Here is a 26574-nt window from a genome sequence, read left to right as displayed (position 1 = left end):
ATCTGCAAGCAATAATTTCATTAATAAGAATAGATCAATATATATGTCAAATAAGAGCGGTCAGAGCGATAGTCTTTTGTTGAATATTGCCTTTAATATCATTATTCCAACCTTAATACTTATAAATCTAAGCACTAGTGAATACCTAGGCACAAAGTTAGCAGTTGCGGTAGCGCTAGCATTTCCAATCATCTACGGCCTCAAAGACTTCATAATGATAAAAAAACTTAATGCTTTTTCGGCACTAGGCGTCATTAGCATCTTGTTGACGGGGGGCATCAGCCTACTGGAACTCAACCCTATATACATAGCTATAAAAGAAGCTGCTATACCTGCAATATTTGGCATCGCCACCCTGGTATCTTTGAAGACACCATATCCTTTGGTTAAAACATTCTTATATAACGACAAGGTCATACAAACTAAGCGGATATCAGCTATTATCAAAAAAAATGGATCTGCTGAATATTTAGAGACTTGTCTTACAAATGCCTCATGGATAGTTGCATGTTCATTCTTTCTTTCATCCTTACTAAATTATATTCTTGCCGTTTCAATAATCACAAGTCAGCCAGGAACAGTTGAATTCAATGAACAGTTGGGGACAATGACTGCTCTTAGTTTTCCTGTGATTGCTATCCCAGCAATGCTAGTTCTTCTAGGTGCATTATTTTATTTGTTTAGAGGGATCAAAAAATTAACAGGGCTTCAGTTGGAAGAAATTATTCAGCATAACGATAGTAAATAGAAGGATTAAATTGATGTGGTATGCAATATACAGCGAGGACAAGCCGGATAGCTTGAAAAAAAGAATGGGTGCGCGCCCTGCACATTTAGCCCGATTAGAAGAGCTAAAAAACCAAGGACGATTATTCGTTGCTGGACCACATCCAGCTATAGATAGCGAAGAGCCAGGCGATGCCGGATTTACAGGTAGTCTGATAATTGCAAAATTTGGCTCTCTTGTATCAGCTAAATTTTGGGCAGATAGCGATCCTTACGTAAAAGAAAAAATTTACTCCAAAGTAACCGTAAAGCCCTTCAAGAAGGTATTACCATGAATAACAAAAAATTTATCTCACAAAAATTTTTGATAAAAAAAATTCTTATCCTAGCTGCCACCCTTGTTGTTATAGCCCCTTTTCAGGCTACAGCTCAGACAAAAGAATCAACCTTGCACGCAGCAAGCGAGATTACAAAAAAACCTTATCAAGAATTAAGCGCCATCAATCAAACCACTGAAGTCACCATTTCGGCCAACGAGAAAATTCAGGTGCTAGTTAGGCAGAACGCTATACTTAAAAGTGAAAATGATATCTTAAGAGGGGTAAACAGCCGGCTCTCCAAAAGCCAAAGAAATACATGGTTTTTGTATGGAGCATTCGCGGTTTTATTGGGAGCATTACTGACATCCATCATCCCCACATTTGTTCGCAAAAAAAGTTATAATGAATGGAAGTAGAGAATGCAAGTCTAGCGTGAAAATTGCTTATCAACAGGGGTAAATCTATGTACAAAAAAATATCTATCATATTTTTTTCTATTTTTCTTGCACTGCCATGCTATGCGGAAAAAAATGTACCGCAAGTCACGTTAACGACAAATATGGGAGAAATATTACTAGAGCTATACCCAGAAAGTTCCCCTGTAACTGTAAAAAATTTCCTAACCTATGTTGAGAACAAATATTATAATGGACTGATTTTTCATCGAGTGATTAATAGATTTATGATCCAAGCAGGAGGATTTAATGAAAATTTAACTCGCGTGAATCCAACAGAAAAAAGCATCAAAAATGAATCATCTAATGGGTTAAAAAATAAGAAATTTACTGTTGCTATGGCAAGAACACAGGATCCAGATAGCGCCAAAGCTCAATTCTTTATAAATGTCGCAGACAATAGAAGTCTTGATGCGCAATCGAGCAAGCCTGGTTACGCAGTATTTGGTAAAGTTATTGGCGGAATGGATATAGCTGAAAAAATATCTAAACTGCCGACCCAGCGAGTCTCTGGAATGGCAGACGTCCCCACTGCAACTGTTAAAATCATAAAAGCACGCATTACAACTGATAAGTAAAATTTTGAATAAATCCCTTAGTGTTAATTTAAATAAAATTGCTCTTATTCGTAATTCGCGTGAAGGCGACTACCCAAGCATTCTGGCGCATGCAAACATATGTATTAATAGCGGAGCAGACGGAATTACAGTGCACCCAAGACCTGACTTGCGACACATAAAACCTCAAGATGTATATGACCTCAGTGCTCTGATTTCAAAATTAAAAGATCTAACTAAAAAATCTGTTGAATTCAACATTGAAGGCAACCCCTTTGCTGTTAAAAGAGGTAGCTTCCCAGGCTTTATCGAGCTAATCGACGAGACACAGCCAGATCAATGCACATTAGTCCCAGATACCGACTCGCAACTAACCTCGGATCATGGTTTCGACCTGAACCTGACTAGCGATAAATTATATCCAGTTATTAATCATTTAAGATCCTTAGGAGTTCGCGTAAGCCTATTTATGGACCCTGATGTAGGTCAGATAAAACTTGCTTCAGAATTAGGCGTAGAGCGCATCGAATTGTTTACTGGGCCATATGCAGCAGCATGGGGAACAGAGGAACTGGATAATGTTTTTGAGCGGTACTTCGAATCAGCACAGCTTGCTCATAAATTGGGCCTAGGGGTCAATGCCGGGCATGACTTGAATCTAAACAATCTTGCAAAATTTTCGACTATTCCTGCACTTCAGGAAGTTTCCATTGGTCATGCCTTAATTGTAGATGCTATTGCAATGGGACTTGAAAAAGCAGTTTTATCTTATAAAAATATTCTAACAACCTAAGACTTGTTTGTTACGATCGATTAACGCTAAAGGAAATAACTTGTGGCCGACACAAAAGAGCATCTAAAGCGTAAGCATTTTTATGACAAACTGCTGACTATTTATGGAAAAAAACCGGTCCTAGAAGCGCTGGAAGATCCAAGCATAAATTTTTTTCGACTACACCTAACAGAGACCAAGAAACCAGGAGACTTTGAAAAAAAAATCATCAATCTTGCAGAAAAACGCGGAATTGAAATAGCACGTCATACTCGTCAATCCCTCTCGCGTATATCTCGAAACATCAATCAAGATCAAGGAATAGCAGCTGATCTTGAATATCATAATTATCAGCTTTTTGATAACTTTATAATAAAAATTCCCAAAGGAAATTTTACTCTTATTGCGCTAGATGGGATCACAAATCCTCAAAATTTAGGGATGATTATTCGCTCTGTAGCAGCAAGTCCGTGCTACGGAATCCTTCTACCCAGTAAAGGAACAGCAGCTATTTCTCCCTTGGTTGTCAAGGCAAGCGCAGGCGCATTATTCAAGAGCACCCTAATACACTGCGACACTTTGGAGGAGGCGCTTCCGGAACTAAAAAACCTGGGAGTTGAGACTTGCACTTTGTCAGCTGACGGCAAAACACCAATCAATGAATTTAAAATTAAGTCACCAGTAGTATATGTCTTGGGGAATGAAACAACAGGTGTGTCTGAAGATATTAGAAATATTTGTTCTCGCCAGATAAGGATACCTATGAATAATGGTGTCGAGTCACTAAATGTAGCTGTAGCAGCCGCTTTGTTGGCATTTCATAGTTTATTTTAAAACTCTCTAGAGTAAATTATTTTGCCTAAACAGCTGCATTAAAGTGCTTTCATCTATCACTTTAATATTTAATTCATTTGCTTTTTTTAATTTCGAGCCTGCCGCAGCACCAACAACAACACAGTCAGTGTTAAGCGAGACACTTCCAGCCACCTTTGCACCTAAAATCTGAAGCTTTTCTTTAGCCTCGGGTCGCCCCATAGCCTCCATCCCTCCAGTAAGAACCCAGATTTGCCCGAATAAAGGCAAGGGTTTCTTTTTATCTAGTGTGGATTTAGGCCAGCATATGCCGATACCTAAAAGTTTTCTTACAACTTCTATATTTTCCATCTGTGAAAAAAATCTATGTATAAAGCCTGCTGCAACTGGCCCCACATCTGAAACATTCATGAGGCCCTCTAAACTTGAGTCCTGTAGTGCCTCGAGGTTCTTGAAATGTTGCGCCAAAGAAAGCGATGTCGCATCACCGATCTCTCTGATGCCCAATGAATACAAAAAGCGCGGGAAAGTGGTTATTTTTGATGCTTCTAGTGCACTTAGTAAATTCTCAGCAGACTTCTGTCCCATTCTCTCTAGTTTGCTCAGTTGATCAATATCCAGCCGATATAAGTCATCTACCGACGATATCAGCTCTTGATCGACTAGCTGATCGACTAATTTTTCCCCTAGTCCATCAACATCCATAGCCTTTCGTGATGCAAAGTGCTTAATAGCCTGTTTCCTTTGAGCGGAGCAAACAAGGCCGCCAGAACATCGTATGGTCGCCTCCCCATCAACCTGAATAGCAAGAGAATCGCATTCCGGGCAACGCACTGGGAAGATAATTTCTTTTGCTGAAATTGGACGTTTTTCAAGAATAACTTTTACAATCTGAGGGATTACATCACCAGCACGACGGACTATAACTGAATCCCCAATTCTAATATTCAGCCTTCTTATTTCATCTTGATTGTGAAGGCTTGCATTACTTACAGTGACTCCGCCAACAAACACAGGCTTAAGTCTTGCTACAGGAGTAATGGCCCCCGTGCGGCCGACCTGGAATTCAACAGCCTCCAGGCAGGTGATCTCTTCTTGAGCAGGAAATTTTCTAGCAATCGCCCAACGAGGTGCTTTGGCGATAGATCCCAGTCGCTGCTGGTAACTAAATGCATTTACTTTAAATACAATGCCATCAATCTCATAAGGTAGGCTGTCTCGAGCTTCAAAAATCTTGAGATAATAATCTGCACAGAGGTTTATACCTTCAACTACTTCGGTGTAGGGGTTTACAAGAAATCCCCAAGATTCAAGCATCTTTAAAGTTTTAATATGTGTAGCTGGGCAGTCCTGTCCTTCAATTTTACCCAGACTGTAAACTGACATCTCCAAGGGCCTGGAAGCAGTAATTTTCGAATCTAGCTGACGCAAACTGCCAGCCGCAGCATTCCGCGGATTAACAAAAATTTTCTCGTCATTCAATCTAGCTTCATGGTTTATTTTTTCGAAACCTATTTTTGGTAGATAAACTTCACCTCTTACTTCTAGTAGGTTTGGAGGTGTGTCTGTTTTCAACCTCAAGGGTACTGAATGAATAGTTCTTACATTATCTGTTATGTCTTCTCCAACCAAACCATCGCCACGAGTTCCTCCGCGCACTAAAATTCCATTTTTATAAAGCAAGCTAACTGCAACGCCATCCAGTTTCGGTTCACACACATAAGATAATTTTCCCTGATATTTTAGACGCTCAGTCACACGATGGTGAAAATCTACTAGCTCCTCATCATCAAAAGCATTATCTAAGGAAAGCATAGGAGCAATATGAAAAACTGCTTTAAATTCTTTTAGCGGCTCTCCTCCTATACGCTGTGTTGGCGAATCAATCTCTTGTAATTCAGGGTAAGCTCTTTCAATCTGCTGAAGTCTTCGAAGCAAACGATCGTATTCAACATCAGGAATGGATGGATTGTCTTGGGTATAATAAAGATAGTTATGCTGGCTGAGCTGCTTCCTCAAAAGAGCCGCTTCAAGGGTTGCCTCGTCAGCATCTATCATTTTAGATTCCAGAAATATGAGTTCGACTATAGTCCGCTATTCGCTGACGATAATGTTCTTCGGTTTGTCTAGTAAAAGCACTACGACTTTCATCCTTTAAGTCACCATTAAGCTCAATAGCAAGATTCTTTGCAGAGTTCAACAGGGCATCTAGCCCTGTCATGGGGCTTTTGATCTCATCCATTGCAAAAAAAAGACTAATACTTGGTGTTGCCATACGGGGCATCTCGTCTAGATCAAAAGTCCCGGGCTTAACGGAATTGGCAAGGCTAAAAATAATAGGCCCTGATCCGCCCTGCTCTGCATGAAAATGAAAAATCTTTTTAGAACCATAACGCAAACCTTGAGACAAGAACGCATCTAACAGAGACCCCCCTTGAAAAATAGAACCCTTTTTTGCCGCAATGTGTAACACAACAATACTGGGCACTGCAGTTTTTTTATTTGCACTTAGATTCCCAGTAGATCGGCCATCATCTTGAGCTACAGCAGGTTTTTGTAGATCTAAATTAGGCTGTTCGGGTGCTGGGGAATCTACTATAAAATCTGATTCATTAAACCCATCTATCTTCTTAGTTTTATGTTTCATTACATCTAAGCTACCATCATCCCGATATCCAACTACACGAGCGCCGCCGCTAGGGAACTCAGAACTAACTCCATCAACCTCTTCGGTGTATTTTTGGGCAAGAGCATGAGATTTTTGGGCAGGCATTTGTATATTATCATAGCGAGCATTACGGATACGGCGAATAACATGCAATATAACGGCCAGGAAAACCAAAGCACCTAAGGCTACTGTCATTTCTTGCGGGCCAAACTCAATCATAAAAAACCTATGATTTATCTAAAATAAAAAATATGCGTCTAACTAAAACTTAAGTTACTTTAATATAAGTTAGCTAGAAGTAACATTGTATTTTTATAGAAAAAATAAACGACTACTATTCGCTTACCAGGGTACTAGGCTCCAGCAGACTCTACTACTTGGTTAATATCAACACTTACAAGCCGAGAAACACCTGCTTCATGCATGGTCACGCCGATTAACTGGTTGGCCATCTCCATAGCATTTTTATTATGTGATATATAAACAATCTGCACTCTAGACGATATCTCTTTTACCATTTTCGCATAGCGATAAACATTTGAATCATCTAATGGCGCATCAACCTCATCCAGCATGCAAAAAGGGGCCGGGTTGAGATAAAAGATAGAGAACACCAAAGCGATTGCTGTCATTGCCTTTTCGCCACCAGAAAGTAGATGGACTGTTGTATTCTTCTTGCCTGGAGGTCTGGCCATTATAGCAACACCAGCCTCCAGTAAATCATCACTTGTTAGCTCAAGATAAGAGCGTCCTCCACCAAAGAGCTTAGGAAACAATTCCTGAAAAGAAGCATTAATCAAATCAAATGTTTCTTTAAATCTAACACGGGTTTCTCTATCTATTTTTCGAATAGCACTCTCAAGAGTTGCCAATGCTTCTTCTAGCTCGTCATTCTGTTTATCTAGATATTTTTTTCGCTCAGACCCAACACTATATTCGTCAATTGCAGCTAAATTAATTGGCCCCAGGCGCTGAATACGATTGGATATTTTTTCTAGAGCTTGCTCTAAATCAATAAGCTCTAATCCATTTGGCAATAAAATAAGCAAGTCTTTAAGATCAAAACCATATTCACTGATTTGCTCAACTATAGTCTGACTACGTGTCTCTAAATCTTGTGATGACAAGCGCTGCTGTTCAAGCAAAGATCGCTCCTGCTGAATATCAGCCTCTAGGGAATTTCTTTGCTGCTCAAGATCGCGCATTAAATACCCCAGCTCTTCAACCTCTCTTCTGGAGCCAAGCAACTCATTCTCGGCCTTAAGCCTTAGTTCTAACTGAATAGCCAGCCCCTCTTTTAGTTCTACGCTTGGATCCTGATCCTGATTGAAAGATTCACGCAATTGCTGTCTTTTCTCGCCCAAACGAGCTGTCTGGTTTTCTAGCCGTTCGATACCCTCAAGAATAGACTGCAATTTTGTGCTTACTGATTTCTCCCTCATTGCTAAATCATGTGCTTGGTCTCGATCAGCCTGAGACACTCGTCTGATATCATCTAAAATAATTCTTTTTGCGTCACGCTGAAGTAGCAACCTCTCTTTTTGTTGTACGTTATTTTTTATCGCATCTAAGGCTAAATCTAATCTTTCATGAGCATCTGATAAGTTTTTTTGTTCAATTTTTTTCTGCGTATTAGTTTCTTTTAGCTCATCTTTCATTCTTTTCGAGCGCACAGTAAAATGATTCATCTGTATTTCATTTGCATTAATTTTAGAGCGCAATTCTGCCTGTTTATTTTGCTTTACCGCTAAATCATTCCTATCAGTTTCTCTTTGAGACTCCAGCTCCCACAATTGTTGTTCATTTATATGTTTTTGTTGCTCAATTTTATCAGTTTGTACTCGGCAATCTACTAGTTCTTTTTCTAAAGATTCCAGCTCTATCTTTCTCTTTAGCGTCCCTTTAATTGAATCCTGATCTCGGGCAATTCGTAACCAGTTTTGCCCTAACCATAGCCCATCTGGGGTCACCACAGACTGGCCAGTCTTCAATTTACCTCTAAGTGCTAATGCAGAGTTCAAATCATCAACTGCATAAATATTATGAAGCATGACCGGAAGATAGTTATTCGAAGACCCACTCTTAATTTTACCTAAAAGAGATTTAGATATATCTAGCGAAATAGTGGCGTCTTGATCATAAGAAGAGCGCTCTATCAAAATTAATTCGCCCTGAGCTAGCGAGCCCATACTGATATCCAAACTATCGAGTGTTTCTACACATACTGCCTGCAAGTAGCCCCCTAAAACCACCTCAATTGCAGTCTCCCAACCAGATTCAACCTCAATTTTTTCAGCTAAACGCGGATTTTTCTCAAGATTTTTGCGTTCTAGCCAAAGTTGGCTTTTATCATCACCCAGTAACGATTTATCCAAAGCCTCTAGTGAAGATTTTCTGCCTGACATGTTTTGCAGGCTGGTTCGAGATTCATCTAGGCGGGCATCTAATAACTGCGCATTAATTCGGAAATTGTCAATTTTGACTGCTATCTGCTCCAGATTATATTTTTTTAAACTAAGCTCCGTTTCTGTTTCTGCTAACTTTTTTCCTAAAATATTCAGCTCTTTCTTCAAAGAAATATCGCTTAAACTCTGGTATTCACAAGTAATTTTATCTATTTTTTCAGTCAAGCCGCTCAGCAGCTGCTCCAAGAAATTAATCTTTGATTGCTGCACTTCGCCTTGCTGGGATGGACCTGAAGAATTTTGTATAAATTCATCCCAAGAAATATGCCAGGCTTTCATTTCTTCTTCGGCCCGCTGAAGCGAGGATCGCGACAAAATTTCTTTTGTACGAGTTTCTTCAAGCACGGGGAGTATTTCCTGTAACTCTAACTCCAAAGCTTTTCTTTTTTCACGATCTAAAAATAAATGCCTCTCAGTCTCAATAAAGCTCTGCTCTGTTTCTTCAAAGTCTTTTTTTAGCTTCTGCGCGCGATCCTGCATATATTGAATTGCCTGCTCAATTCGAGACACTTCAGAGCCTGCCGAATAGTACCTGTCCTGAATTAAATTTAACGAATCACTAAGCTCAGTGTAGTTAATACGGTGTTTTTCTAGAACACCATCACATTCAATACGACTAGCGACTGTTTTCTCTATTTTTAAATCATGCCCTGCAATAACCTTAAGGTGCTCAGCAACATGTTTCGCCATAAAGCGCCATTTTAAAGCTAGCAACTTGGCTTTATTTTGTCGCTCATCTTTTTTCAACTCTGTGTATTTTTCTGCAGCTCTAGCCTGGCGTTCAAGCCGATTCAGTTGATTTCTCAGCTCCTCGCGTATATCAGCAAGTCTTTCTAAGTTTTCCTTTGTTCTCTTAATCCGGCTTTCCGTATCTTTTCGGCGCTCTTTGTATTTAGAGATGCCTGCGGCCTCTTCAATATAAACACGAAGCTCTTCTGGCCTAGCGTCAATAAGGGTCGATATCATCCCTTGTTCAATAATTGCATAACTTCGTGGACCCAAGCCGGTGCCTAAAAAAATATCAGTAATATCTCTACGGCGACATTTATCACCATTTAGGTAATAGCTTGACTGACTATCTCTTGTAACTTTCCGCTTAATGGAGATCTCGCTCCAGCTAGCATATTCCCCGCCGAGACTCCCATCGGAATTATCAAAAACCAGTTCAACAGAGGCCTGGCCGACTGCTTTTCGGCTACCGGAACCATTAAAGATAACATCTGTTATCGATTCCCCACGCAATTGCTTCGCGGAACTCTCACCCATAACCCAGCGAACTGCATCTATGATGTTTGATTTTCCACACCCATTGGGCCCAACTATCGCACACAAACTACTGGGAAGCACAACTGTAGTGGCATCCACAAAGGACTTAAAGCCAGCCATTTTAATGCACTTTAAACGCATGAATATCTCTTCTCACGGTGTATTGCAATATGCTAAACGAGCTTACCTGTAGTCACAAGCCTATATCTTCTTATCAATCTGTATCTTTACAGTTCGTGACCCCTGCACCTTGATCTTTCCAGTTGACCCCTGGTAATCGCCATGAGAAGGAGTCGCAGAACCTGATACAGAAACTCTAGCAAAAATCTCTAAAAAATCGACTGAGGATAAAATTTTTCCACCCATCATAGACATAGTATCGTCCAAAATAACAGTTGCAGGGAAATCGCCCACAAGCAACTTTATTGCCGCCAAAGGCTTTGGTTCCCCTCCCCATTCTTTCGCATAAACATACATAACCTGACCCTTTGTAATTTTATACTCTGGAGATACCGAAATCTTTATAGATAGAGTGAAAATATCCTCCTTAAGCAGTTTTTGAGCATAGGAAATTCCTGATTTTAGTGCATCAGCCTCTGCGGTGTTTGCAGGAATGACCAACAATGCATTCTTCCAACTCTTAATGGCTAACTTGTAACTATTTGACTCAAAATAGCGGATCCCTTGAAGGCCCAAAGCTATTGGGTTGCTTGGGTTTAAACTTAATGCGTCGTCTAAAATAAGGTTTACCTTCTCGCTAAATTTTTTATCTTCTAAAAAATATGTTGCCTGCGCATATTCTGACATTAACTCGGAATCATTAGGTCTAGCATTTAAGGCCTCGAAATAAGATGACTGTGCGTCCCTGAAATTACCATCTTCCATTTGAAGTTGCGCCAATGTCACCAGATAAAATGGATGATCGGGCTCGCTCAGCAGCCTACTAGACATTTTTTTCTGTATTTTCTTACTTAAGGCTTTACGGTCTATGTCGTTCATAGGAATAGAGGCACGTTTTTTTAACAAATCTGTAATATTAAGATCAGCGCTGGCACCCAAGTAATGGTATAGGCTAAACACAAATATAGGCGTCAGTAGCAAACTAAGGAGGATTATCCATGCACCCCTATCTGCATACTCTTTTTTTGGATACTTGGATTCATTTACCGCATCCAACAGCAAGATGCGTTTTTGCTCCAACAAAAGTTCAGAGTATTCTGTATCGTCAATTACACCCCCTGCCAATTGGAAGTCTAGCTCTGCTTGTTGATCTTTAAATGCAAGAATATTTTCTGCTATTTTGTCATCAGGGCGCAGGGTTGGGATTTCCTGCCGGATCCTACTTTTAAGCAAAGGAATAATAATAAAAATTGCAGCCAAAAGGGTAAGAAAAGCAAAAACTAGCCACATCACTTGCTGACCCCATCGGAATCAAGGTGTCTATTTTTATGGGTCTCCATCAAGAGCTCCTCTAAATGAAGCTGTTCACTGGCCTTAAATTTAACAACAGTTTGATTTTCAGCTAAACGAGAACGGCGTATAAAAAAAACAAAGGTGAGGCTAATTAAAAATAAGGCGCCCGGGGCAAACCAAAGAATAAAAGTCGTTGTCTTTAGGGGGGGGCGGTACATCACAAAGTCACCATAACGGGCCACCAAAAAGCTAACAATGTCGTTATCGGACTTGCCTGCTTCAAGCATAAAATAAACTTGGTCTCTTAAATCAACAGCTATAAGTGAATTTGAGTCAGCTAAATTTTGATTTTGACATTTCGGGCAACGCAGCTCATTGCTTAAAATATGGTAACGATGGCGAAGCTGCTCTGAAGAAAAAGATCTCGCCTCTAAAGCCAAAGCGGTCGAGCCAAATGGCATCATCAATAATAATATCATCAGAGTGATGTATAACCTTCTACTCACTTGTTTTTCCTTGATTTACAAATTAGCAACATGTAACGTTTTGCGTCTTATTCCTCAAATGCTTTTTCTGCAGCACGAAATGCTTCTTGCAAGGCAGGGGCTCCAATGTAGGGTGCTGTATGCAACAGTATTTCCTGTATTTCTTCTTTGGAGCAACCATTATTAATTGCGCCACGAATATGGCCTTTAAGCTCTATCGGGGATTTTAGTGCGGCCAATACTGCTATAGTGATAACGCTACGTATTTTTAATGGTAGCGTCTCTCTGCTCCAAATAGCCCCCCAGCAGTTCTCATTGATATAATCCTGCACAGGTTTGCTAAAATCTGTAACAGAATCCATTGCTTTATCAACAAATTTATCCCCCATAACTTGACGACGGGTGGCCATACCTTTTTGATAATTCTCATGAGCCATTCTTTTCCCCTTTTTAGGCATTTATGTAAGCATGTAAGCATGTAAGCATGTAAGCATGTAAGCATGTAAGCATGTAAGCATGTAAGCATGTAAGCATGTAAGCATGTAAGCATGTAAGCATGTAAGCATGTAAGCATGTAAGCATGTAAGCATGTAAGCATGTAAGCAAATTTTAAATCTTATTGATTTTTGTCAATTGTTTTAATAAATCTACTTAATGCTCTCCCAAACAGGAAGAAGATGGTCATACCAAATACGATCATCTATCACCCCAACATGCTTGTATCTAATTATACCCATTCCGTCTATCAAATAGGTCTCAGGGGCGCCAAAGACACCTAGATTCATAGCAAATCTACCAATGTTATCAATAATGCTTAAAGCATAAGGGTCCTTCATTTCAAGCAGCCAGTTCTTAGCTTTTTTCCCATTATCCTTATAGTTTAGACCAACAATACGGACGCCTTGCGAAGAAAGCTTGAGTAAATACGAGTGTTCAATTCTGCATGAAAAACACCAAGTAGCCCATACATTCAGTAATGACGGTTCGCCTAAAAAAATTTCCTGACCTACATATCGATCCTCGTCACCCAAAACACGTAAAGAGAATTCAGGAACAGAGCGATCCAGCAATGCAGAAGGCATAGCATTAGGATCACGACCTAATGCAACTACTAGGAATACAGCAACTATGATGAAGATCAACAGGGGTAGGAAAAGTTTCAGTCTATACACTAACTGCACCATATGAGTTTTATCATTTTGTGTGACTCCCGCCAAAGCATATTATTTTCTGTAATGTTATGCATGGACAGCCTTTCTTCGGTTAATCCTGTAACGCCGATCTAGCAATGCTATTAATGCCCCTAAAGCGATAAAAGCACTGCCAAGCCATATCCATATTACAAAAGGTTTTACATACACGCGGAGTGCCCAAGCTTCACCTTTGAGAGGTTCCCCTAAGGCTACGTATAGGTCGCGGAATATCCCGCTATCTATCGACGCCTCTGTCATAGTTTGACCGCTGGCTAAATACCGACGTTTCTGGGGATAAAGTACAGCAACAGCAGAATCATCTCTAGTGACAGCTATCTCTGCCTGATCAGCAATATAATTTGGACCCTTAAAGGGACCTATGGCTACAAATTTAAACTGGTAGCCGGCCACATTAACCTGATCTCCGGGCTCCATACGAATATCACGTTGTACGCTATATGTGCTTGTTAGACCAACACCAATGATGCATATAGCAACACCAATATGAGCAACAACCATCCCATAATAGCTTGCATTTAGCCGAATGAGTCCATGCAGGACTGATCTAGAGGTTTGTGCAGATTTCCTCCACACATCCCTAAGTGTAATAAAAATAATCCATAATGCTACCATTACTGTTACAGCAGCAATAGGTTCGTAACCTTCATAAAAAAATGGAAATAGTCCACCTAAAAAAATCGAACACACCAAGGGGCCATTAAAGTAATGGCGCACACTGACTGTAGTGCTTCTCTTCCAGCGCAACACAGAGCCAATCGGCATTAAAATCGCCAGAAGCAAGGTTAAAGGCACAAAAAATAAATTAAAGTAAGGGGGTCCAACAGAGATTTTCCCCCAGCCTAAAACGTCTGCAATTAACGGGTACAATGTGCCCAGAAGAATCACAACTGTTAGGCTCATTAAAAGTAGATTGTTAATAAGTATAAACATCTCTTTAGACAAATCAGAAAACCCTGAAGGAGCGTTCTTTGTTGGTCCCTTAAGGGCAAAAAGTAACAACGAGCCCCCAATCACAATAACAAGAAAGGTGAGAATAAAAACACCCCTAGTAGGATCTGAGGCAAAAGCATGAACTGACGTAAGCACCCCGGAGCGTACCAAAAAAGTACCTAGGAGGCTTAGAGAAAAAGCGATAATGGCAAGTAGTAATGTCCAGCTCCTAAACACCCCGCGCTTTTCGGTTGCAGAAAGGCTGTGGATTAAGGCTGTACAGACAAGCCATGGCATAAACGAAGCATTCTCTACTGGGTCCCAAAACCACCATCCGCCCCAACCAAGCTCATAATATGCCCACCAACTTCCCAGAGATATTCCTAGGGTCAAAAATATCCAGGAAACAAGAGTCCAGGGTCGGACCCAACGAGCCCATGCTGAATCAGTGTCGCCAGACAACAACGCAGCAATAGAAAAAGAAAAGGCAACAGATAGTCCGACATAGCCCATATAAAGCATAGGAGGATGAAATATCAAACCGACATCCTGCAATAAAGGGTTTAAGTCAGCCCCTTCACTGGGGAAAAAAGGTAAGCTTCTGTCAAATGGGTTTGAAGTGAACAGCAAAAAAAAGTAGAAACCTACACTAATAAAACCCATCACAGCTAGAACTCTCGCAACTAAGTGTGCAGGCAAGTTAGCGCTGAAAATTGATACAGCTGAACTCCAAAGGGCAAGGATAAAAACCCAGAGCAATAATGAACCCTCATGAGCGCCCCATACCGCACTTATCTTGTACCGATCAGGTAATAGTGTATTTGAGTTTTCAGCAACATATCTAACAGAAAAGTCATCATTGAGAAAAAGAAAGATTAGGCACCCAAAGCTGATCAACACAAATAGAGTCTGTGCTGCCACGAGAGGCCTGACGGTAGACATCCATAGGCGATTCCCTGCAAAGGCACCAATTTGTGGAATTATTGCCTGCATGAGAGCTAAAGCTAGCGCAAGTATTAATGCAAAATGGCCGTATTCAGCTATCATTATTTTATCCTATAGCTATACCCCTGTTTGTCGACAGGATTCAAGCGGAGTCTTAGTTATTGTTCAGGCTACCAGCCTCAGAATTTAATTTTTTAGTATGCAGACGAGCTTCATCCATGGCAAAAGTCACTTCTGGAGGCATGTAATTTTCATCATGTTTGGCCAAAACTGTAGATGCAATAAAGATAAAATTCTCATCAAGTTTTCCTGTCGCTACGGCGCCGCCGCCCTCAGCAAACATATCAGGAAGGATGCCTTCATGCTGCACTTTAACTTCTGAAACCCCATCTGTTACCTTGAAAATGCTTAGCAACGAGTCTTCGGCTCGGATCAAACTTCCCTCTACAACCATTCCGCCTACACGAATATTTACGTTTATCGGAGCCTCACCAAGAACTACACTTGAGGGGGTATAAAAAAGATTAATATTTTTCCGTAAAGCAAAACTCATCAAACCGACTGCAATAGAAGTCATCACAACAATAAAAATTACCATAGTTAGGCGATAACGTCTTAAGGGGTGCATAAGTTTCTCTCAAAATAGAACTGACAAATAGAGATTTTTTATCTATTCGAAAAAAATCAACAGGCATCAATACCTACGAATATCCAGTGGAATCATAATGACGCTGTTTCTTTATCTCTTTAATTATATTTTTTTTGCGAAAAAAGGGAGCGACAAGCAAAAAAGCCAGTACACCCAGTGATGAAAAATAAGCAACCCAGACATAGTAGCCGTGGCCCCCCATATACAAAAAATCGTTAAAATTCTCGAACTGAAACATTATTATCGCCTATAAACCGAGATTTCATAAGATTAAACCTTACGCATAGCTAGATTAAGGATCATTATTCTTATTCGTGAACACAAGATCTTGAACCCATTTGGTGCGACGCTCTCTATGGAGTATCTCAACACGAATACTGGCAACTAGGGCTATCGCATAAAGAAAATAAAACCCAACAATCATGACCAGCAAGGGCTGGAACATATCAGGGTGCATAGAGGGTGCTTCAGTAAATCTAATAGTAGCGGGTTGATGCAGTGTATACCACCAATCTACTGATTTATAAATAATAGGAATATTGACCGTCCCCACTAAAGCCAGTAAAGCTGCTGCTTTGCTAGATAATCCTTTATGTTCATATGAGCTCTGAAGAATAATCACCCCGAGATATAGAAAAAATAGGATCAACATAGATGTAATTCGTGCATCCCATATCCAGTAGGTTCCCCAAGTGGGTTTCCCCCAAATGGCACCTGTCAAAAGGGCCACAAAGGTAAAAGCTGCGCCAATTGGCGCAGCTGCCTTCATAACCATATCTGCAAGTTTTATCTTCCATATAATGGCAATTGCTCCTGCAGCTGCCATTATGTAATAACCCACCAAGGCGAGGAAAGACGATGGAACGTGAATATAAATAATACGGAAACTATTCCCCTGTTTGGCATCTTGGGGCGCGAAACCGAGACCCCAAACCAAACCTAGAGAGATAAAAAATAACCCCAACATGGAAATCCAAGGCAGGAATTTACCGCTAGCTTGATAAAACCAGCGGGGTGAAGCTAGTCGATGAAACCACTGCCACATATCTACGTTTAGCCTTTTTTGCTTAACATTTAAATCACCCCTGAATACTTAATCGCAATGCACCTGCAGTTACATAGGGCGCAACTATCAACGACAAAGCTAACAATGATCCTATTGTCGCTAACGGACCTATTACAGAAAATCCATTAATTGCGAGTTGAACTGAATTAGCTCCAAAAATTAATACTGGCATATAAAGAGGCATAACGATTAAAGGTAGTAAAAGCCCCTCTTTGCCCAAGGGTAGAGTTAAAGCGGCCCCAACAGCTCCAAGCAAACTTAAGATTGCAGTTCCCATCAAAAGACTCAACACTAAGGCTGGGTAACCTGCATCCGGCAATGACAACATCATACCTAAAATAGGCGCTAAAAGTGACAATGGCAAACCAGTGACAAGCCAGTGAACAATTATTTTCGCTAATACCATAAAGTATAAAGGCTGGGGCAAAATAATAATTTGTTCAAGAGTTCCGTCATCGTAGTCATTCTGAAACAAGCTATCTAACGATAAAAGCGATGCTAGCAAAGCCATCACCCAAAGAATACCCGGAGCAATTTCACTAAGCTTGCTTGACTCTGGCGTCAGCCCAAGAGGAACTAAAACTATCACTATAAAAAAGAAAATTACAGGATTAGCAAGATCGCCTCGATGACGTATTGCTACTAGCAAGTCACGTCGAAAAATTACCATAAAACCTGTATTCATTATCAACATGCCTGACGAGAAGAAACTAATGAAATGCGCTTCATATTTTTGATTTCTAAATCATGATGTGTTGAAAGAACCACAATGCCGCCCCTGTTTAAGTGATCAAGAATCAATATTTTTAATTCTCTCGAGCCCTCTTTATCAAGAGCAGAAAATGGCTCATCAAGGATCCATAGCTTGGCTTCGGCAACATGAAGTCTTGCTAATGCAGCTCGACGCACCTGACCAGCCGACAAGTGAGAACAAGCGATACTCTTATATTTAATCAAACCCGTACGTTTTAATGCATCAGAATCAGACAAAGAATTACTTTTATTTAACCTACGCCACCAAATTAAATTTTCCTCAGCAGACAATGATTCATTCAATCCTGGCTGGTGACCAAGAAACAGCACATTTTTTAGATACCTTTCGCGAATATAGGTTACATTTTCTCCCTGCCAGGTAATTTCCCCCAAGTAAGGACTTAAAGCCATAGTAATCAAGCGCAATAGTGTAGTTTTTCCGGAGCCATTTGGCCCTTCGATTTGCAAGATATCACCAAACTCGAGGCTCGCATTAATGCCTGAAAATAATAGATTTTCATTTCGATGAAACTCAATATCCCTAAGAGTGAGAATACCCATTAAAGATGAATTGGACGCAAAAGCATTTGTGTCAGACAACAGATTGTAGCCTAGCTGTAAGTTAAGTGTTTATTATGCCAAAAAATGCTGGCATGAAGAAGGCAAAAGACAACTAAAGAATTGAAGTGACCCTAAAAATGCCCTAAAAATTTACATATCAAAATGATAATCTTGAATAAATTTTTGTAGCCGCAATCCTTCTAGCTGATCCTCAAGTCTGCGCCTGACATCCGCTTCAAACGCAGCTGAGGTAATTATTGCTTTTGCTTCGGTAAAATAATCTTCTGCATCAAAGGTATCATCACTCAAGTCATTATCTTTACCCATGCCGAAATTTCTCTATCTCGACATAAAGCACCGTAGCGGTAAAAAACTACAACTTATATTTGCAATAAACAGGCTTAAAATTGCATATCGTCAAGAAAAATATTACTTTTTTATTTAAAAAAAATTAACAGCTACAAAAAATAATCATTAAGAATTTTAACCTAATAAGGCTCTATTTCTTGAAAAGAAAAAATGGTTTTTTTCTTTAAAAAATCTGCCAGCACTTGATTAATCTTATATTTTTGCCATATCCATTATTGCACACACATCATTGTTAGTCTTTTATCTGCTGCAGAATCAACATAATCGGTAGTGTGTGCAGGAAAAAATAGTCATAATCAGGCTCTAACTTCAACCATACAGACTATTTATGTATGCCCAAAAAATTCCTAAACCGCTGGCTTCCAGCTCCTCATAAAATTTTAAATAGCCGTGCTATTAAATGGATGGGGCCCTTGTTTATGGATCCTAATTTATTTCACATAAATAGAGTATCTATATCGACTTCATTTTTTATTGGCCTTTTTGTTGCTTTTTTGCCCATACCTGGCCAAACAATTCTTGTGGCCCTGCTTGCCTTTTTTTTTCGCAGCAACCTACCTGTGGCTGTTGCACTTGTATGGATTAGCAACCCTTTAACTATTGCACCATTATTTATGTTTACTTATGGTATTGGCGTTCTTCTGCTTGGGTTGGAATTTACAGCCTTTACCATTGAGCTATCATGGAGCTGGGCAATTGGTCAAGGCAAGTTGATATGGCTCCCTCTACTAACAGGCAGTCTTGTAGCTGGTTTTATTTGTGGTGGTTTAGGTTATATAGCTATACATCAGTTGTGGAAATGGAAAGTTCTTAGAAACTGGACGCTACGTCAAAAAAAGAGGAGTGATGTGCAGCCTAAAAATACCCAATAAGTATAAAATTATCTATTTATTCGTATCTTAGCTCATTCGCTGGCTTAATCTTAGCTGCCTGCAACGATGGGTAGATGGTGACAATCAGATTTAATGCTACTGCAACCAAAATTACTAAAAATACATCACTCCAGACCAGCTGAGATGGCAGGTAATCAATAGGATAAACCTCAGATTCAAGAAAATTAAATCCTAGCAATGATTCTAGTTTATTTACAACAACAGGGGCGTTCAGGGCGCCCAAGATGCCAATTATGGCGCCCAAAAAAGAACCCACTAGCCCAATAAGGAGGCCTTGGGTCATAAAAATCAAAGCAATTTCAAAATTTGTTGCGCCCTGAGTTTTTAATACTGATATAACAGAACGCTTATCTATCACCACCATCATAAGCATTGAGACTACATTAAAAACAGCAATGGCTAGAATGAAAAAAACTAGAAGTAATATCATCTTACGTGACATTTTTATCGCATGATAAATATTTCCATGTGTCTGGACCCAGTCAGAAAGTAAATATCCTGAAGGTAAGGCTCTGATAAGCCTGAATCCTGTCTCTCTTGCATCAAAAACATTATTTAACTTAATTTGAATGCCTTGAGGATCTTTCAGGCCGGCTATTTGTGTAACTGCTTTGAGCGGACCTAAGACTAGCTTTTGATCAAGAGGCGTATGAGTGTTAAAAATTCCTCCCACCCGAAAAGAAATAATTTTTGGTGCAAATTCATCATGATCGAATGTCTTGGCTTGAGGTGCTAGTAGCACAACCCTATCACCGGTCTCAACGAATAATTTATCTGCAACCCCTTTGGCTAATAAAAAGCTGTTCTCTCTCTCCTTAAATGAAGAAAGTAGTTCAGAAGACAGGAAGCCTCCAATAAAATCTTTGCTTTGAGGCGCCCCTATACCAAGCAGCTCTACAGGCAAAGCCCTGCCATTACTTGTCAGCATGCCATCCACTTTAGAAAAAGGTGTAGTTGCACGCACATTGGGGTCAGATTCTAGTAGCTGAGTTAACGCAGAGATGTTATTTACACCGTCCTCTTTAAAAATTTGCACATGAGGCACAGACCCGAGTATTGTCGACTCCATCTCCCTTTCAAAACCATTCATAACTGACATCACCAAAATAAGCAATGCCGTCCCTAAGGCCAGTCCTGAAATAGACAAAAAAGAAATGAAAGATACCAAATTACTATCGCTACCCGACGTGAAGCTCCTCCACCCAATAAAAATAGGAAAAAGTTTAAGCATTGCTAATCAGCCTGTGGTGACTTGTTATTTGAATTTTTTTCCAATAAAACTCCATGTTCCAGGGATAAGATTCGATCCATTTTTGATGCAACACTGCTGTCATGAGTAACAATAATAAAGCTAATTCCAAATTCAACATTCAGACCAAGAAGCGTATCAAGAACAGCCTCAGCAGCAAAACAATCGAGGTTTCCTGTAGGCTCATCCATTAACACGCATGCAGGATGTGCAACCAGCGCTCTTGCAATGGCCACTCTTTGTCGCTCTCCGCCTGAAAGGGCTGAAGGTTTATGCTCACACCGATGAGCTAAGCCTACTTGTGACAAAATTATTTTTGATCTTTGTCGCGCCTCTACTTTTCCGATCCCTCTGATCAATAAAGGCATAGATACATTTTCTATAGCAGTAAATTCTGCAAGAAGATGGTGAAATTGGTACACAAAACCTAAATATTTGTTTCGCCATAAGGCGCGTTTATTTTCGGTCATGGAGGCCCAGTCAGCACCCATCACTTCGATGGAGCCTTGTGATAGATCGTCTAAGCCGCCTAGTAGATTGAGTAGCGTTGTTTTTCCTGAGCCGGAGGTACCAATAATAGCAATTTTTTCACCTGCACGAACTTTTAATGAAATATTATTTAGTACTTTTACTTCAACATTAGATTCAATATATGACTTAGATAATTCTTGGCACTGCATTACCCATCGATGACTATCTATCATAGCGAAGCGCCTCTGCAGGGGAGACTTGAGATGCCCTTAAAGCAGGGTAAACTGTAGCTAAAATACTTAGAATTAAACTCATACAGCACACCAGCAGTACATCTGCCCACATCAATTTAGATGGAATTTGGCTAATAAAATAAACTGCTGGATCGAAAATATGAACTCCGGTCTGCTGTTCAATCCAACTCACAATATCTCCTATGTATACTGCCAATATACACCCTAAAGTTGCCCCTACAATCACCCCCAATATACCAATAATGCAACCTTGGATCATAAATATACCCGCTATCGTGCTTTCTTTCGCTCCAAGCGTTCTTAGTACAGCAATATCACGTCTTTTACTGGAAACCATCAATACAAGACTAGCTATGATATTAAATGCTGCTATGGCGATAATTACTGACAGCAGCATCCCAACAATTTTTTTCTCCATCTTTATAGCTTTAAATAAGCTACTCATCTCAGTAGTCCAAGTCTTTATGCGAAATGATGGGTTTATACTTTTCTTAATAAAAGGAATCAGGCTCATGACATGAAATGGATCCTCAACCTTTAGTTTTATTCCAGTGACACTCTTACCAAGACGATATAGTTTTTGAGCATCCACATAATGAATAAATGCCATGCCACCATCTACCTGCGCTCCTACTTGGTAAATTCCTCGTATATAAAAACGCTTATACCGCGGGAAAACACCAACTGGGGTAACATTCAGTTCAGGTAATGACAGAACCACTTTATCTCCAACAGTGACACCTAAAGAACCGGCTAGCATGCTACCAATCAGCATTCCATATTGACCAGGCTCAAGATCGTTGATTTCACCTGCAATCATATGGTCATTAATTGAGCTGGCGTTGACTTCATCTGGCGGTGAAATACCCTGCAATAGGACACCCTGACTTAAAGAAGAAGATGACAGCAAACCATAGCCTTCAACAAAAGGGGCGTACCCTTCAATATGATCAAATTTAAGCAATTTTTCGCCTACTGGACCCCAGTTTATTATTCCTGATGAGTTTGTTACTGAGATATGAGGCAGTACATTAAGAATGCGCTTTTTAATCTCATGCTCAAACCCGTTCATTACAGAAAGGACAACAACTAAAACCATAACTCCAAGAGACATAGCAACAAAAGATATCAGTGAAACAAAAGAGATGTAGGAGTTGTTCCGCTTGCTTCTGATATAGCGAAAACCGATACTCAGGGAAAGATTAGTTATCATAACAAATACCCTGAAATAGAATTTATTATGCCAATTAAAGCAAATTTTCCAATTTTACGCCCATTAATTGTCATTATCTTATTTGATTATTATCTAGCGATGTACTTTACACATATAAAATAATTATCAACTTATATTAAAAGCCAATTTTCTGGATTCACGACTCAACCTATTTATGCCATTAATAGCCGCTAATCTATAGGCTTCAGCCATCGTCGGATAGTTAAAGGTTGTGCTAATAAAATAATCTAAAGTGTTGGCATCTCCAGACTGATTCATGATTGCTTGTCCAATATGAATAATTTCTGCAGCTTCAGCACCAAAACAATGGACGCCAAGTATCGCCAAGGTTTTCTGATGAAATAAAATCTTTAGCACGCCCACCTCTTCTCCAGAAATATGCGCTCTTGCTATATTTTTAAAATATGCCCGTCCAATTTCATACGGGACCTGCTCCTTAGTTAACTCTGACTCTGTCTTCCCAACAAAGCTGATCTCAGGAATAGTCCATATTCCTGTTGCGACATCATCTACATGATATACCTTTAAGCCACACATATGTGCCGCAGCAGAACGACCTTGGTCGTAAGCTGCTCCAGCTAAAGCAGGCCATCCAACAACATCGCCGGCAGCATAAATATTAGCCAACGAGGTCTGATAGTCTTCATTCACTGCTATCTGTCCTCTTTTGTCTAGATCCAAGTCTATCTTATCTAAGCCCAGGTTTTTCGTATTGCCAGTCCGACCATTACACCAAAGAATAGCTTCTGCATGAATTCTTTTTCCTGACTTAAGCACCATCGTGACACCATTGTCGCGAGTCTCAATTTCGGCATATTCTTCTTTGTGCCGCACAGTGACATTTAAATCTCGCAACTGATAGCTCAAAGCATCAGAAATTTCATCATCAAGAAATTCTAATAGGCCTTCCCGAGTATTTACCAAATCAACTCGAGTGTCTAAACCAGAAAAAATGGAGGCATATTCACAACCTATTACCCCTGCCCCGTAGATAATAATATTACGGGGATTATGGTCTAGCTTTAAGATAGTATCGCTATCAAACATACAAGGATGATCAAAGTTAACGTCTTCGGGATGATAGGGGCTTGATCCGGTGGCAATTAAAAAATTTCGACTTTCAATTTTCTCATTGGTGCCATCTGCTTTTCTTACAATTATATTGTTTTTGTCGCAAAAAGTAGCCCGCCCAAAATGGAGCTTTACTCTATTCCGAGAGTATTCGTGTGACCTGATCTCTACTTGCTTGCGAATAACCTCTTCAGCTGACCTCATTACATCTGAAAAAGAAAATAATCGGGGTTCGCCTACTGCTCGAAACATCGGCATAGTATTAAATTGAACCATTCGCCTAACTGCATGACGAAGAGCCTTAGATGGAATTGTTCCTAGGTGCGTACAGTTTCCTCCGACCATAGGACGATCATCAACAACAGCTACTGACCAGCCCTGCTTGGCTGCAGACATAGCTGCACCTTCACCTGCAGGGCCACTGCCTATAATTACCAAATCATACTTGTAATCGGCCATTGATTGCCCCTCCAGAAAGCTAACGGCATTAGCTTTAACTAAGACATAAAATATTAAACATTAAACATAACCAAAAAATGCTCTAACTGATTCTTTGGCAATACTCTTGTGCGGAAATATACTCTTGCAACAAGACAGCTTTATTACTCTGAAGCAATGTCTGCGTTCTCATGCAACAAAGCAATATAGGCCTGATAGTCTCGACTAGAGTTAGCGGACGATCTGGAGGAAACCATTGCTTGTTTTTCTGTAAGACGAAGTGTCTCGTAATTGCCAAATGCAACCTTAGTTAAAGCTACCAACACATAGTCTCCATTTGGCATTATTATATAATCAACAGCAGGATCAACATCAGGCAATCTCATAGAGAAAACAGTAATTTTCCTAATATAGTCATCTTTATTCCCGCCATCAATCTTAGTGTTGAAGCTGACCTGCCAAGCAAGACCTTCAGCCCTAGCAACAGACTCGATACTCTCTCCAGACTTAACAAGCTCTTTCAACTTGGAGCCATAAGTCACAATATTTTCAGATGCTACTTCATATTGAATAGTTTTTTTAATTTGAATCTTAACGTCAGTTAATGGCTGTACTTTTGGGGCGGAACGTTCGCGTACAGATAACACTAAAACATGGTCATCGGAAAACTCAATCACTTCGCTAGCATAACCATTCTCTATGACCGAAGAACTAAAAGCAGCGTTTATGACTTTCTTGCTGGCGGCTACACCTTCTCCACCTGACCGTCCAAAAAAATCAGAGACACTTAAATCTAGCCCCATCGTACTGGAAACATCTTGTAGTGATGTGGCGTTATATGTCAGCTCTTTTAGCTCCTCTATTTTTTCAGGCATTAACTCTGCAGCGATCTGCAGTCGAATTTCTTCACGAATAGCAGGTTCTAATAGCTCTCTATTTGGTATTTCTATCTCTTTCTTTTCAGATAACTTTAAAAGATGAATTCCCGCTTTTGTTTCTATAATCTCCGAAATCTCTCCGACAGCAAGCCGCTCTAAGGCCAAATCCAGCTCAGAAGGAAGATCCCCTAAGCGAACATAACCAAGATCTCCGCCTTTTTCTGAAGTTAGAAAATCATCAGAGTATTCCTCTGCCAATAAGACGAAATCTTCATTATTTTTTAATTTTTCTTGTATAGCAGTCATCTTAGTTAAATGGCTATTATCTGCTTTTTTGTCTAAAAGAATATGTGCAGCACGGTATTGTGTGGCCAAAGAAGCGGCCTTAACTTTTTCTTGATAGCCTTCCTCTATGAGGCTAGCATCTACAGATATGTCTCCTAAAAGATCAGAAGACTTTAATTCTATATATTCAATCAGCACCTGCTCTTCTGTCATGAATTGTGGCATATGATTTTCATAGTAATTGCTAATATCCTCGTCTGAAGGCTGGACAGCATTTTTTTGCGCCTCAATAGGAATCGTTAGGTAATAATAATCGCGAGTCTGGCCTAAAACCGTCGCTATTAATTCCTGCTCTTTTTCTGTAGAAAATCCCGTTGCAACAACACCTTTAAAGAACTGCTCAGCCAGTAAGTCAGAGTAAATAGCCTTATAGTGGGAGGTTGGCGTATAGCCCATCTGTTTTACTACAAACTCGTAAAGTTCAGGATTAAATCTACCATTTGTTTGAAATTCAGGGACCTGGACCAGCAAAGAATTAATCTTTTTCTTAGATATAGCCATCCCCATGTCAGATGCAGTTTGTTCCTCTATCTTCTGCCTGATGAGGCGCTTTAGGACAGCTGGCCTCATGATTTTGTCATCCAAAAGGGATGGATCGATATCCTTCACTCTACTGCTAATTTGTTGCTTTCTAACAAGAATTGCTTGCTGAAGACTCAGCTCTGAGATGGAATCGCCATTAATATTAGCTACCTCCTTTGCAGTGGCCCTGGTCTCAAATAAGGCGTCAACACCAAAAAGCGCAAAAGGGATTATAATGATAACAACTAAAACACTTTTCGCTACACCACTGAGATTATCACGAAAATCTTGAAGCATAAGTTTCTCTTGGTAGTAAAATACAGTACGTCTTTACAGGAAAATTAATTAATTATATAAAAAAAGACGCATCACAGATACGTCTTTTAAATAAACCACCAGAATGCTAGCCGGCCTAAAAAGCACTACTAAGAATTTACAGCATCCTTAAGAGCTTTTCCTGCTTTGAAGCTAGGTACATAAGCAGCCTTAATTTGAATTTCTGCACCTGTCTGTGGATTACGTCCTGCACGTGCCGCACGGTGCTTCACAGCAAAAGTACCAAAACCTACAAGAGAAACTTGATCTTTCTTTGCTAGCGCACCAGAAACTGCTGAAATTGCAGCATCAAGAGCACGTCCAGCTGAGGCCTTAGACAGGTCTGCAGCATCAGCAATTGCATCAACTAATTCAGATTTATTCACAATAATTTCCTTTTTATTATGGTTATTTAAACTGCTCACCAGCGACACATAACCCCTTACATATACTAATCATATTCAACGGTTAATGTCG

27 protein-coding genes are annotated in these 26574 nt (G+C 40.0%); 7 read left to right on the top strand and 20 right to left on the bottom strand.

Annotation, left to right across the window (positions count from 1 at the left end; genetic code table 11):
- The first annotated feature begins 43 nt into the window (after window positions 1-43).
- The 6 genes from ABXT41_RS02770 to ABXT41_RS02745 are packed head-to-tail and all read left to right on the top strand — an operon-like array spanning window position 44 to window position 3664.
- Window positions 44-748 carry a VC0807 family protein gene (locus ABXT41_RS02770; protein ID WP_415391305.1) on the top strand — a complete coding sequence of 235 codons (705 nt, stop codon included), beginning with the start codon at window positions 44-46 and terminating at the stop codon, window positions 746-748.
- Between the two features lie 13 nt (window positions 749-761).
- The gene (locus tag ABXT41_RS02765) at window positions 762-1061 is read left to right on the top strand and encodes a YciI family protein (protein WP_415391304.1); all 300 of its coding nucleotides are present in this window, start codon (window positions 762-764) and stop codon (window positions 1059-1061) included.
- Window positions 1058-1462 carry a hypothetical protein gene (locus ABXT41_RS02760; protein WP_415391303.1) on the top strand — a complete coding sequence of 135 codons (405 nt, stop codon included), beginning with the start codon at window positions 1058-1060 and terminating at the stop codon, window positions 1460-1462. Before ABXT41_RS02765 ends, ABXT41_RS02760 begins: the two co-directional genes overlap by 4 nt.
- Window positions 1463-1509: 47 nt before the next feature.
- Window positions 1510-2079: a peptidylprolyl isomerase gene (locus ABXT41_RS02755; protein WP_415391302.1), complete on the top strand. Its 570-nt coding sequence runs from the start codon at window positions 1510-1512 to the stop codon at window positions 2077-2079.
- Between the two features lies 1 nt (window position 2080).
- Window positions 2081-2851, top strand: coding sequence for a pyridoxine 5'-phosphate synthase (locus ABXT41_RS02750; RefSeq protein ID WP_415391441.1), 771 nt, complete (start codon window positions 2081-2083; stop codon window positions 2849-2851).
- A 42-nt stretch (window positions 2852-2893) separates the two neighbouring features.
- The gene (locus tag ABXT41_RS02745) at window positions 2894-3664 is read left to right on the top strand and encodes a TrmH family RNA methyltransferase (protein WP_415391301.1); all 771 of its coding nucleotides are present in this window, start codon (window positions 2894-2896) and stop codon (window positions 3662-3664) included.
- 6 nt (window positions 3665-3670) lie between these two features.
- Here the strand turns inward: ABXT41_RS02745 and ligA are convergent, their stop codons facing one another.
- The 14 genes from ligA to ABXT41_RS02675 all read right to left on the bottom strand — a co-directional run bounded on the left by ligA (window position 3671) and on the right by ABXT41_RS02675 (window position 18385).
- Window positions 3671-5701, bottom strand: a complete 2031-nt coding sequence (ligA, locus tag ABXT41_RS02740) for an NAD-dependent DNA ligase LigA (protein WP_415391300.1) — start codon at window positions 5699-5701, stop codon at window positions 3671-3673.
- Window position 5702: 1 nt separating this feature from the next.
- Entirely contained in the window at window positions 5703-6530 is an 828-nt protein-coding gene (gene zipA / locus ABXT41_RS02735) for a cell division protein ZipA (RefSeq protein WP_415391299.1), read from the bottom strand.
- 134 nt (window positions 6531-6664) lie between these two features.
- The gene (gene smc / locus ABXT41_RS02730) at window positions 6665-10183 is read right to left on the bottom strand and encodes a chromosome segregation protein SMC (protein WP_415391298.1); all 3519 of its coding nucleotides are present in this window, start codon (window positions 10181-10183) and stop codon (window positions 6665-6667) included.
- Between the two features lie 60 nt (window positions 10184-10243).
- A complete protein-coding gene (gene ccmI, locus ABXT41_RS02725) occupies window positions 10244-11452 on the bottom strand; it encodes a c-type cytochrome biogenesis protein CcmI (RefSeq protein WP_415391297.1) in 1209 nt (402 codons plus the stop codon).
- The gene (locus tag ABXT41_RS02720; protein ID WP_415391296.1) at window positions 11452-11961 is read right to left on the bottom strand and encodes a cytochrome c-type biogenesis protein; all 510 of its coding nucleotides are present in this window, start codon (window positions 11959-11961) and stop codon (window positions 11452-11454) included. The genes ccmI and ABXT41_RS02720 overlap by 1 nt, the downstream gene beginning before the upstream one ends.
- A 47-nt stretch (window positions 11962-12008) precedes the next feature.
- Window positions 12009-12377, bottom strand: coding sequence for a carboxymuconolactone decarboxylase family protein (locus ABXT41_RS02715; protein ID WP_415391295.1), 369 nt, complete (start codon window positions 12375-12377; stop codon window positions 12009-12011).
- Window positions 12378-12587: 210 nt separating this feature from the next.
- Window positions 12588-13112: a DsbE family thiol:disulfide interchange protein gene (locus ABXT41_RS02710; RefSeq protein WP_415391294.1), complete on the bottom strand. Its 525-nt coding sequence runs from the start codon at window positions 13110-13112 to the stop codon at window positions 12588-12590.
- A gap of 66 nt (window positions 13113-13178) precedes the next feature.
- A complete protein-coding gene (locus ABXT41_RS02705; protein WP_415391293.1) occupies window positions 13179-15131 on the bottom strand; it encodes a heme lyase CcmF/NrfE family subunit in 1953 nt (650 codons plus the stop codon).
- A 52-nt stretch (window positions 15132-15183) separates the two neighbouring features.
- The gene (gene ccmE, locus ABXT41_RS02700) at window positions 15184-15657 is read right to left on the bottom strand and encodes a cytochrome c maturation protein CcmE (RefSeq protein WP_415391292.1); all 474 of its coding nucleotides are present in this window, start codon (window positions 15655-15657) and stop codon (window positions 15184-15186) included.
- Between the two features lie 73 nt (window positions 15658-15730).
- Window positions 15731-15916 (bottom strand): heme exporter protein CcmD, encoded by a 186-nt coding sequence (gene ccmD / locus ABXT41_RS02695; protein WP_415391291.1) that lies wholly within the window; start codon window positions 15914-15916, stop codon window positions 15731-15733.
- Between the two features lie 54 nt (window positions 15917-15970).
- Window positions 15971-16723 carry a heme ABC transporter permease CcmC gene (gene ccmC / locus ABXT41_RS02690; RefSeq protein WP_415391290.1) on the bottom strand — a complete coding sequence of 251 codons (753 nt, stop codon included), beginning with the start codon at window positions 16721-16723 and terminating at the stop codon, window positions 15971-15973.
- Between the two features lie 34 nt (window positions 16724-16757).
- Window positions 16758-17429: a heme exporter protein CcmB gene (ccmB, locus tag ABXT41_RS02685; RefSeq protein WP_415391289.1), complete on the bottom strand. Its 672-nt coding sequence runs from the start codon at window positions 17427-17429 to the stop codon at window positions 16758-16760.
- Between the two features lie 2 nt (window positions 17430-17431).
- Window positions 17432-18097, bottom strand: coding sequence for a cytochrome c biogenesis heme-transporting ATPase CcmA (gene ccmA, locus ABXT41_RS02680; RefSeq protein ID WP_415391288.1), 666 nt, complete (start codon window positions 18095-18097; stop codon window positions 17432-17434).
- Window positions 18098-18208: 111 nt separating this feature from the next.
- Window positions 18209-18385, bottom strand: coding sequence for a PA3496 family putative envelope integrity protein (locus ABXT41_RS02675; RefSeq protein ID WP_415391287.1), 177 nt, complete (start codon window positions 18383-18385; stop codon window positions 18209-18211).
- Window positions 18386-18759: 374 nt separating this feature from the next.
- Between ABXT41_RS02675 and ABXT41_RS02670 the strand changes: the two genes are divergently transcribed.
- Window positions 18760-19299 (top strand): DUF2062 domain-containing protein, encoded by a 540-nt coding sequence (locus ABXT41_RS02670; RefSeq protein ID WP_415391286.1) that lies wholly within the window; start codon window positions 18760-18762, stop codon window positions 19297-19299.
- 16 nt (window positions 19300-19315) lie between these two features.
- On the opposite strand, the gene ABXT41_RS02665 is transcribed toward ABXT41_RS02670, so the two are convergent.
- The 6 genes from ABXT41_RS02665 to ABXT41_RS02640 form a co-directional block, all read right to left on the bottom strand.
- Entirely contained in the window at window positions 19316-20551 is a 1236-nt protein-coding gene (locus tag ABXT41_RS02665; RefSeq protein WP_415391285.1) for an ABC transporter permease, read from the bottom strand.
- Window positions 20552-20553: 2 nt separating this feature from the next.
- Complete coding sequence (locus ABXT41_RS02660) at window positions 20554-21273, bottom strand: ABC transporter ATP-binding protein (protein WP_415391284.1); 720 nt, start codon at window positions 21271-21273, stop codon at window positions 20554-20556.
- Window positions 21263-22507 carry a lipoprotein-releasing ABC transporter permease subunit gene (locus ABXT41_RS02655; RefSeq protein ID WP_415391283.1) on the bottom strand — a complete coding sequence of 415 codons (1245 nt, stop codon included), beginning with the start codon at window positions 22505-22507 and terminating at the stop codon, window positions 21263-21265. Before ABXT41_RS02655 ends, ABXT41_RS02660 begins: the two co-directional genes overlap by 11 nt.
- Before the next feature lie 126 nt (window positions 22508-22633).
- Window positions 22634-24058 (bottom strand): Si-specific NAD(P)(+) transhydrogenase, encoded by a 1425-nt coding sequence (gene sthA / locus ABXT41_RS02650; protein WP_415391282.1) that lies wholly within the window; start codon window positions 24056-24058, stop codon window positions 22634-22636.
- Between the two features lie 143 nt (window positions 24059-24201).
- Window positions 24202-26079 carry a SurA N-terminal domain-containing protein gene (locus ABXT41_RS02645; RefSeq protein ID WP_415391281.1) on the bottom strand — a complete coding sequence of 626 codons (1878 nt, stop codon included), beginning with the start codon at window positions 26077-26079 and terminating at the stop codon, window positions 24202-24204.
- A gap of 128 nt (window positions 26080-26207) precedes the next feature.
- Complete coding sequence (locus ABXT41_RS02640) at window positions 26208-26483, bottom strand: HU family DNA-binding protein (protein ID WP_415391280.1); 276 nt, start codon at window positions 26481-26483, stop codon at window positions 26208-26210.
- Window positions 26484-26574 lie beyond the last annotated feature (91 nt).

This window comes from Porticoccus sp. Uisw_050_02 (assembly GCF_047729555.1).
Taxonomy (GTDB): Bacteria; Pseudomonadota; Gammaproteobacteria; order Pseudomonadales; family Porticoccaceae; genus Porticoccus.
This window is presented reverse-complemented; position numbering and strand designations above follow the sequence as displayed.

Excerpts from the sequence above, each read along its gene's own strand:
- sthA (WP_415391282.1), bottom strand. The coding sequence starts at position 24,058 with ATGGCCGATTACAAGTATGATTTGGTAATTATAGGCAGTGGCCCTGCA.
- ccmI (WP_415391297.1), bottom strand. The coding sequence starts at position 11,452 with ATGTGGCTAGTTTTTGCTTTTCTTACCCTTTTGGCTGCAATTTTTATT.
- ccmE (WP_415391292.1), bottom strand. The coding sequence starts at position 15,657 with ATGCACCCCTTAAGACGTTATCGCCTAACTATGGTAATTTTTATTGTT.
- ABXT41_RS02655 (WP_415391283.1), bottom strand. The coding sequence starts at position 22,507 with ATGATAACTAATCTTTCCCTGAGTATCGGTTTTCGCTATATCAGAAGC.
- ABXT41_RS02670 (WP_415391286.1), top strand. The coding sequence starts at position 18,760 with ATGCCCAAAAAATTCCTAAACCGCTGGCTTCCAGCTCCTCATAAAATT.
- ABXT41_RS02675 (WP_415391287.1), bottom strand. The coding sequence starts at position 18,385 with ATGGGTAAAGATAATGACTTGAGTGATGATACCTTTGATGCAGAAGAT.
- ABXT41_RS02755 (WP_415391302.1), top strand. The coding sequence starts at position 1,510 with ATGTACAAAAAAATATCTATCATATTTTTTTCTATTTTTCTTGCACTG.
- zipA (WP_415391299.1), bottom strand. The coding sequence starts at position 6,530 with ATGATTGAGTTTGGCCCGCAAGAAATGACAGTAGCCTTAGGTGCTTTG.
- ligA (WP_415391300.1), bottom strand. The coding sequence starts at position 5,701 with ATGATAGATGCTGACGAGGCAACCCTTGAAGCGGCTCTTTTGAGGAAG.
- ABXT41_RS02660 (WP_415391284.1), bottom strand. The coding sequence starts at position 21,273 with ATGATAGATAGTCATCGATGGGTAATGCAGTGCCAAGAATTATCTAAG.
- ABXT41_RS02765 (WP_415391304.1), top strand. The coding sequence starts at position 762 with ATGTGGTATGCAATATACAGCGAGGACAAGCCGGATAGCTTGAAAAAA.
- ABXT41_RS02705 (WP_415391293.1), bottom strand. The coding sequence starts at position 15,131 with ATGATAGCTGAATACGGCCATTTTGCATTAATACTTGCGCTAGCTTTA.
- smc (WP_415391298.1), bottom strand. The coding sequence starts at position 10,183 with ATGCGTTTAAAGTGCATTAAAATGGCTGGCTTTAAGTCCTTTGTGGAT.
- ABXT41_RS02645 (WP_415391281.1), bottom strand. The coding sequence starts at position 26,079 with ATGCTTCAAGATTTTCGTGATAATCTCAGTGGTGTAGCGAAAAGTGTT.
- ccmD (WP_415391291.1), bottom strand. The coding sequence starts at position 15,916 with ATGTTTCAGTTCGAGAATTTTAACGATTTTTTGTATATGGGGGGCCAC.
- ccmC (WP_415391290.1), bottom strand. The coding sequence starts at position 16,723 with ATGTGGCAGTGGTTTCATCGACTAGCTTCACCCCGCTGGTTTTATCAA.
- ABXT41_RS02770 (WP_415391305.1), top strand. The coding sequence starts at position 44 with ATGTCAAATAAGAGCGGTCAGAGCGATAGTCTTTTGTTGAATATTGCC.
- ccmB (WP_415391289.1), bottom strand. The coding sequence starts at position 17,429 with ATGAATACAGGTTTTATGGTAATTTTTCGACGTGACTTGCTAGTAGCA.
- ABXT41_RS02760 (WP_415391303.1), top strand. The coding sequence starts at position 1,058 with ATGAATAACAAAAAATTTATCTCACAAAAATTTTTGATAAAAAAAATT.
- ABXT41_RS02665 (WP_415391285.1), bottom strand. The coding sequence starts at position 20,551 with ATGCTTAAACTTTTTCCTATTTTTATTGGGTGGAGGAGCTTCACGTCG.
- ABXT41_RS02715 (WP_415391295.1), bottom strand. The coding sequence starts at position 12,377 with ATGGCTCATGAGAATTATCAAAAAGGTATGGCCACCCGTCGTCAAGTT.